At 46.0% G+C, this 7,042-nt stretch carries 7 protein-coding genes and 1 pseudogene; all 8 read left to right on the top strand.

Going from position 1 to position 7,042, the window contains the following annotated elements:
- Window positions 1–115: 115 nt before the first annotated feature.
- Window positions 116–1,441, top strand: coding sequence for a signal recognition particle protein (ffh, locus tag VN105_RS06790; protein ID WP_325639198.1), 1,326 nt, complete (start codon window positions 116–118; stop codon window positions 1,439–1,441).
- Window positions 1,442–1,550: 109 nt separating this feature from the next.
- Window positions 1,551–1,802, top strand: a pseudogene (gene rpsP, locus VN105_RS29750) (30S ribosomal protein S16); the annotation flags it as partial.
- Between the two features lie 325 nt (window positions 1,803–2,127).
- Window positions 2,128–2,649, top strand: coding sequence for a ribosome maturation factor RimM (gene rimM, locus VN105_RS06780; RefSeq protein WP_325639194.1), 522 nt, complete (start codon window positions 2,128–2,130; stop codon window positions 2,647–2,649).
- Between the two features lie 36 nt (window positions 2,650–2,685).
- Entirely contained in the window at window positions 2,686–3,357 is a 672-nt protein-coding gene (gene trmD, locus VN105_RS06775) for a tRNA (guanosine(37)-N1)-methyltransferase TrmD (protein ID WP_325639192.1), read from the top strand.
- Window positions 3,358–3,476: 119 nt separating this feature from the next.
- Complete coding sequence (gene rplS / locus VN105_RS06770) at window positions 3,477–3,824, top strand: 50S ribosomal protein L19 (RefSeq protein WP_079473603.1); 348 nt, start codon at window positions 3,477–3,479, stop codon at window positions 3,822–3,824.
- A gap of 191 nt (window positions 3,825–4,015) precedes the next feature.
- Window positions 4,016–4,261, top strand: a complete 246-nt coding sequence (locus tag VN105_RS06765) for a twin-arginine translocase TatA/TatE family subunit (RefSeq protein ID WP_325639189.1) — start codon at window positions 4,016–4,018, stop codon at window positions 4,259–4,261.
- Between the two features lie 60 nt (window positions 4,262–4,321).
- The gene (gene gatA / locus VN105_RS06760; RefSeq protein WP_325639187.1) at window positions 4,322–5,767 is read left to right on the top strand and encodes an Asp-tRNA(Asn)/Glu-tRNA(Gln) amidotransferase subunit GatA; all 1,446 of its coding nucleotides are present in this window, start codon (window positions 4,322–4,324) and stop codon (window positions 5,765–5,767) included.
- Between the two features lie 10 nt (window positions 5,768–5,777).
- The coding region (locus VN105_RS06755) for a lytic transglycosylase domain-containing protein (RefSeq protein ID WP_325639185.1) at window positions 5,778–7,042 on the top strand (1,265 nt) is incomplete at its 3' end.

Here is a 7,042-nt window from a genome sequence, read left to right as displayed (position 1 = left end):
AATCCAAAGTAATCAAATCAGGGTAATCAGCGTAATCAGTTTAATCCTGAGTCAGACAAAATCCGCGTTAATCCGCAAAAAAATATACTTTTGCAGTCCGTTTAAAATACCAACAATGTTTGAATCATTATCAGAGAGACTAGACTCCGCGTTTAAACAGCTTAAAGGGGAAGGCAGGATTTCCGAAATAAATATAGCCTCTACCGTTAAAGAGATCCGTCGTGCATTGGTGGATGCGGATGTGAACTATAAAATAGCGAAGGAATTTACAGATAAAGTAAAGGATAAGGCGCTGGGTGAAAAGGTGTTAACATCTATTTCCCCGGGACAGCTCATGGTGAAGATCGTAAAAGACGAACTGGCCGAACTCATGGGTGGCACGGAAGCCGAATTTGATGTCAAATCCAATCCTTCCGTTGTACTGATCGCAGGTTTGCAGGGTTCCGGTAAAACTACCTTTTCCGGTAAGCTCAGTAACTTCCTGAAATCAAAGAAAAATAAGAAACCCTTACTCGTAGCAGCGGATATCTACCGCCCTGCGGCGATAGACCAGCTGAAAGTACTGGGAGAGCAGATAGGCGTAGAGGTGTACAGCGAACCGGAAAATAAAAATGCCGTTCAGATCGCTGAAAACGCCATCAAACACGCAAAAGCCAACAACTTCAACGTTATTATCATTGATACTGCCGGCCGCCTGGCTGTAGATGAGGCAATGATGACGGAAGTGGCCGCCGTGAAAGCCGCCGTGAAACCGCAGGAAATCCTGTTCGTGGTGGACTCCATGACCGGTCAGGATGCGGTAAACACCGCCAAAGCCTTCAACGAACGGCTCGACTTTACCGGGGTGGTACTCACCAAACTGGATGGCGATACCCGCGGTGGTGCCGCACTTACCATCAAGTACTCGGTGGAAAAACCCATCAAGTTCGTGAGCATGGGCGAAAAACTCGATACCCTCGATGTTTTCTACCCTGAACGTATGGCGCAGCGTATCCTCGGAATGGGTGATATCACTACCCTCGTAGAACGCGCCCAGGAGCAGTTCAACGAGGAACAGGCCAGGAAACTTGAAAAGAAGATCCGCCAGAACCAGTTCGATTTCGACGATTTCAAGGAACAGCTCCAGCAGATCAAGAAAATGGGTAACCTGAAAGACCTGATGGGCATGATCCCGGGTGTTGGAAAGGCGGTGAAAGACCTGGATATCAGCGATGATGCTTTTAAAGGCATTGAAGCCATGATCAACTCCATGACCAAGGCAGAACGGGCCGACCCGGATATGATCGACGGAAGCCGCCGCAAACGCATCGCAAAAGGCGCCGGGAAAACCATCCAGGACGTAAACCAGTTCATGAAGCAGTTTGAACAGATGCGCCAGATGATGAAAATGATGAATAAATTTGGCGGTGGTGGTAAGGGTTTGAAAGGAATGGTGAGATAAACGGATCAGGTTGACATAAATATTTTTTGCAAATACCAACTTAGTGGTTACATTTGCATCCCTAATTAAACAATATTTCCTAACTCGCAAAAAATAACTCGACTTATTTATGCCAGTAAAAATCAGACTGCAGAGACATGGCGCGAAAAAAAGGCCCTTCTATTTTATCGTAGTAGCTGACGCCCGCGCACCAAGAGATGGTAAATTCATCCAGAAAATTGGTACTTACAATCCTTTAACAGTTCCGGCTTCCATCAACATCGATACCGAAAAGGCATTACGTTGGTTGCAGAAAGGTGCACAACCTACCGATACTGTTAGAAGAATCCTGTCATTCAAAGGTGTATTGTATTTGAAACACCTGTTAAGAGGTGTTACTTTGAACCTGTTCGACGAACCTACTGCTTACCAGAAGTTCGCTCAATGGCAGGCTGAACACGAACAAAAAGTATCTGCCCGCCGCGACGGTCACAAGAAAGCAAGAGTTGCTGCTCCTATCGTAAGAAAGGTGGAAGACACTCCGGCTGCTCCTGCAACTGAAGCACCAGCAGCAGAAGAAGGTAACGAAGCATAAAACGGCAACGTTTTAACAATACCTGAAAAAGGAAATATTTGCAACCGCAAATATTTCCTTTTTTAATTTTTGTGAACAGCCCGCCGGTAACCAGTCCCGGCCACTAAAACATATGAGTAATTATTTCAGCATAGGTAAACTTGCTTCTGCCCACGGTTTACAGGGCGATCTGGTGCTAAGGCACAGCCTGGGCAAAAGGTCTGCTCTGAAAGGGGTGACTGTTATATTCCTGGAAGAACGCAGGAATAGCTTTATTCCCTATTTTGTTCAGCAGGTATCCGTTAAGGACAGCGAAAGTGTATATATTAAGCTGGAAGGAATAGATACAAAAGAAGCCGCACATAAACTGATGCCGGCGCAGGTATACCTGCAGGAGGAAGACTTTAAACAACAAACCGCCTCCTCCGCCCCCCTGGCATTATTGGGATTTATGGCGGAAGACCAGCAGTATGGCCCCCTGGGCACAGTAGAAGAAGTGATTGAGATGCCTATGCAGGTGCTCATAAAAGTATTCATAAATGGCAAGGAAGCCCTGCTGCCGGTGAATGAGCAGTCGCTCGTGAAAATAGACCGGAAAAAGCAGACCGTATTCCTTAACCTGCCGGATGGTCTGATCGAATTATACACCAGTTAAACAACTGGCTACAATTGTTATAAAGGGCACACAATCATGCGAATAGATATTATAACAGTATTACCGGAGCTGCTCGAAAGCCCCTTGTCCCATTCTATCATGAAAAGGGCGCAGGCCAAAGGGCTGCTGGAAATACATGTGCATCCGCTCAGGCAATATTCGAACCTGAAACATAGCCAGGTAGACGATTACCAGTTTGGCGGCGGCGCAGGAATGGTAATGATGCTGGAGCCCATTGTGAATGCTATTGAGTCGCTCCAGGCAAAAGTACAGTACGATGAGGTGATCTATCTCACCCCCGATGGCGAAACGCTGAACCAGAAAATGGCCAACCAGCTGTCGCTCAAAGGAAACCTGCTCATGCTCTGCGGCCACTATAAGGGCATCGATCAGCGTATCCGCGACCACTTCATCACAAAGGAGATCTCCATAGGCGACTATGTGCTGAGCGGGGGGGAGCTGGGCGCTGCTGTACTGGTAGATGCTATCGGCCGCCTGTTGCCAGGCGTATTGAATAACGAAACCAGCGCCCTTACAGACTCTTTCCAGGACAATTTACTGGCGCCCCCGGTGTATACCCGCCCGGAAGAGTTCCGTGGCTGGAAGGTGCCTGAGATCCTTCTCAGCGGTGATCATAAAAAAATTGAGGAATGGAGACACCAGGAATCAGTGGAAAGAACAAAACAACGCAGGCCGGACCTGTTATAACTGAATGATACATAGGTCATATAGATCGCTTTACCATTTGAAAGAGATAATTTCTTGGTTTTTAATTTGGTAAATGCTATTTCTTGACTTACTTTTGCACTCCCATAAATATTTGAAAGATGAACGCAATTTCGTTTGTTCACGAACAACTGACAGCTAACAAACAGTACCCGAAGTTTAAAGCAGGCGACAACGTCACTGTCAACTATAAAATCGTGGAAGGTAATAAAGAAAGGATCCAGTCCTTTAAAGGTGATGTGTTGAAAATCCAGGGTACAGGATCAACAATGTCTTTCACTGTTAGAAAAATTTCTGATGGCATTGGTGTGGAAAGACTGTTTCCGCTTTACTCTCCTCATATCGATGGTATCGTGTTGAACAAGGTGGGTAAGGTAAGAAGAGCTAAGCTTTACTACCTGCGCGAACGTGCTGGTAAGAAAGCCCGTATCAAAGAAAAAAGGGTTTAGTATACATACAGGGAAATTTGTTAAAAGCGGGACCATTACCGGTGCCGCTTTTTTCGTGTGCTTAAAATGGTATTAAAACTATAGCAGGATAGCGTATAAAGGGTAAAAAAGCCGATTATATCTGCTATCTTTGTTGACTGAACTTATAAACACTTGAGAAGATGACTGCTGTTTTTTTTAAATCATCATTTTTGATCCTTCAGGATATTGGGATGTCTGAACTGTTGCTGATTGCCGTAGTAGTATTGCTGCTTTTCGGAGGTAAGAAGATCCCCGAATTAATGCGAGGCCTCGGTAAAGGTATCCGCGAGTTCAATGATGCAAAGAATAATGTGCGCCAGGAAATCGAAGAAGGAATGAGGGAAAAACCTGTTCAGGCAGCACCAGCTACTACAGATGCACCTCACACCAGCACTGAAGAAGCTCCCAAAGCATAAACTGTAGCAACTCCCCTTAAAGGAGTAATTCTGATTAATTTAATTTTAACTGGTTTAGCCTTGTCTGAATTCAGCAGTATAATCACTTTCCATAAAGCATTATACGCCGGCAGCACAAGCTGTACGGAGAGAGTACGCTATTACCTCAACCGTATAGCGCAGTTAAAACATTTGAATGCCTTCCTGGAAGTGTATGAAGAGGAAGCCCTGGGAAAAGCCCGCGAGCTCGATACCCGCCTCAAAAACGGGGAAAAGCTGGGCGCGCTTGCAGGCGTGGTGGTAGGTATTAAAGATGTGATCTGCTATAAAGGCCATAATGTAAGCGCCGCTTCCCATATACTGGAAGGGTTCAATTCCCTGTTTTCTGCCACTGCCATCGAAAGATTGCTGGCAGAAGATGCCATTATCATCGGTAACCTCAACTGCGATGAATTTGCTATGGGATCTACCAATGAAAACTCTGCCTATGGTCCTACCCTGAACGCCCTGGATAATACCCGCGTTCCCGGAGGCTCTTCCGGAGGCTCTGCCGTAGCTGTGCAGGCAAATCTCTGCCAGGTGAGCCTGGGGAGTGATACCGGCGGTTCCGTTCGCCAGCCGGCCGATTTCTGCGGTATTGTTGGCCTGAAACCAACTTATGGCCGGATTTCCCGCTACGGTCTCATCGCTTATGCCTCTTCTTTTGATCAGATCGGCATTTTTGGCAAGGATATTGCCGATGTGGCGGCTGTTCTACAGGTAATTGCAGGCCCGGATGACTTCGATAGCACCGCATCCCAAAAGGAAGTGCCGGATTATAAAGCACTCCTGGAAAACAATAAAACATTCAATTTTGCGTATTTAAGGGATGCACAGTACCACGAAGGGCTGGACGCAGAAATGAAGAACGGCTATATTGATTTCTTTGAAAGTTTGCAATCGCTGGGTCATACGGTATCAGGAAAAAGTTTTGAATACCTCGACCACGTAGTTCCGGCATATTATGTACTCACTACAGCAGAAGCATCCTCTAACTTATCCCGGTACGATGGGGTGAAATATGGACACAGAACTCCTGAGAAAAACCTGGATCTGACAGAATTTTACAAAAAAAGTAGATCGGAAGGGTTCGGAAAAGAGGTAAAACGTCGTATATTACTGGGGACTTTTGTGCTGAGTGCAGGCTATTATGATGCCTACTATACTAAGGCACAACAGGTTAGGCGTCTTGTAACTGAAAAACTCAACGAAATATTAGAAGAATACGACGCCATTTTAATGCCAACTGTGCCATCCACAGCATTTAAATTAGGGGAAAAAACAGACGACCCTATTGCCATGTACCTGGCTGATATTTATACGGTACTGGCGAATCTGGCAGGGGTACCGGCCATATCCGTTCCCTTGTACCGGCATTCAAACGGAATGCCATATGGTGTACAGATCATCACAAAGAAGTTTAGCGAAGCGAACTTGTTACACATAGCGCATCAATTGATGGCTAAGGAACAGGTTACTGTTGTTTAAAATAAATTGTATGAGAAAAATCTTTTTACTACTGCTGTTGCCAGCAACAAGTTTAGTGAGTGTGAGTGCAATGGGGGGCAATAGCAATCCTAAAGAGATGGCGTATCCGGTATTTTCCCCGGATACTTCTGTAGTAAAGCTGAATCACAAGGTACATTTGCCGAAAGATACAGCTGTACTGCCATCACCAACATCCGTGGCAGTGAGAAAGGCTGCTCAAAGCCTGCCCAATACCATTCGCAGCGCGAAAGTGTATGAACAGATCAACAATAACCTGGTTGCCGGTTACGTGAGTAACTATGCCACCCGGTATAGCCAGCATCTGCAAATCATGATCGATAAAGGACAACCTTACTTCAATATGATTGAAAAGGTGTTCCGCGATAATGGTATCCCGGAAGAAATGAAATATCTCGCCGTAATCGAATCCAGTTTTAATACCAACGCCCGCTCAAGAGTAGGTGCAGTAGGCGCCTGGCAGTTTATGGCCGGAACCGCCCGCATTTTTGGCTTAAGCGTGGGTAAGAGAATAGACGAAAGAAAGGATTTCTATAAGTCTACGTTGGCTGCTGCCCAGTTCCTCAACCAGCTGTATGCACAGTTCGACGACTGGTTACTGGTGGTAGCTGCTTACAACTGTGGCGCAGGTGGCGTACAACGCGCCATCAAGGCCAGCGGCCGTACCGATTTCTGGGGCATGCAGTATTTCCTGCCTGCAGAATCACGTAATCATGTGTACAAATTCATCGCTACCGGTTATATCCTCGACAGGTTCAATAACTTCTTCGGTGTAAGTGACGATAACTCCATCACCGTAAATGTACCTGTGGCAGATAACCTCTCCGCTCCTGTAGCCAGAGGCCCTTTAACAGAAGATGAAATTTTCAGCACTGTTGAAATCAACGTAACCGGCAAATACCGCCTGGAAGCCATCGCAAAGAAACTGGATATGAACCTGGCCGAACTGGACCGCTTCAACCCGGGCTTTGCCAAAGCAATGGCCAGCGCCGAAAATAACTACGACCTGCGCATCCCGAAAGAAAAAATGAAGCAATTCCTGGCAGAAAGAGATGAAATGCTGAAAGAATCTGTACAAATGACACTGGATGATAAAGCAGCAGGTGTGGATAAATCCAAATTCCCGCCGCCGGTGAAAATGGCAGATAAGAGCACTACTGCAAAGAAAGCCACTACTACTGGCGCCAGAAAGCATTATACTTCTAAAAAGCATCATTATACCGCTAAGAAGAAGACTACCACCGCTAAGAAGAAAAC

It is taken from the genome of Chitinophaga sp. (assembly GCF_035564935.1).
In the GTDB taxonomy this organism is placed as follows: domain Bacteria; phylum Bacteroidota; class Bacteroidia; order Chitinophagales; family Chitinophagaceae; genus Chitinophaga.
This window is presented reverse-complemented; position numbering and strand designations above follow the sequence as displayed.

What these genes read in the sequence shown, in the direction of transcription:
- ffh (WP_325639198.1), top strand. Translation starts at nt 116, where the DNA reads ATGTTTGAATCATTATCAGAGAGACTAGACTCCGCGTTTAAACAGCTT.
- rimM (WP_325639194.1), top strand. Translation starts at nt 2,128, where the DNA reads ATGAGTAATTATTTCAGCATAGGTAAACTTGCTTCTGCCCACGGTTTA.
- trmD (WP_325639192.1), top strand. Translation starts at nt 2,686, where the DNA reads ATGCGAATAGATATTATAACAGTATTACCGGAGCTGCTCGAAAGCCCC.
- rplS (WP_079473603.1), top strand. Translation starts at nt 3,477, where the DNA reads ATGAACGCAATTTCGTTTGTTCACGAACAACTGACAGCTAACAAACAG.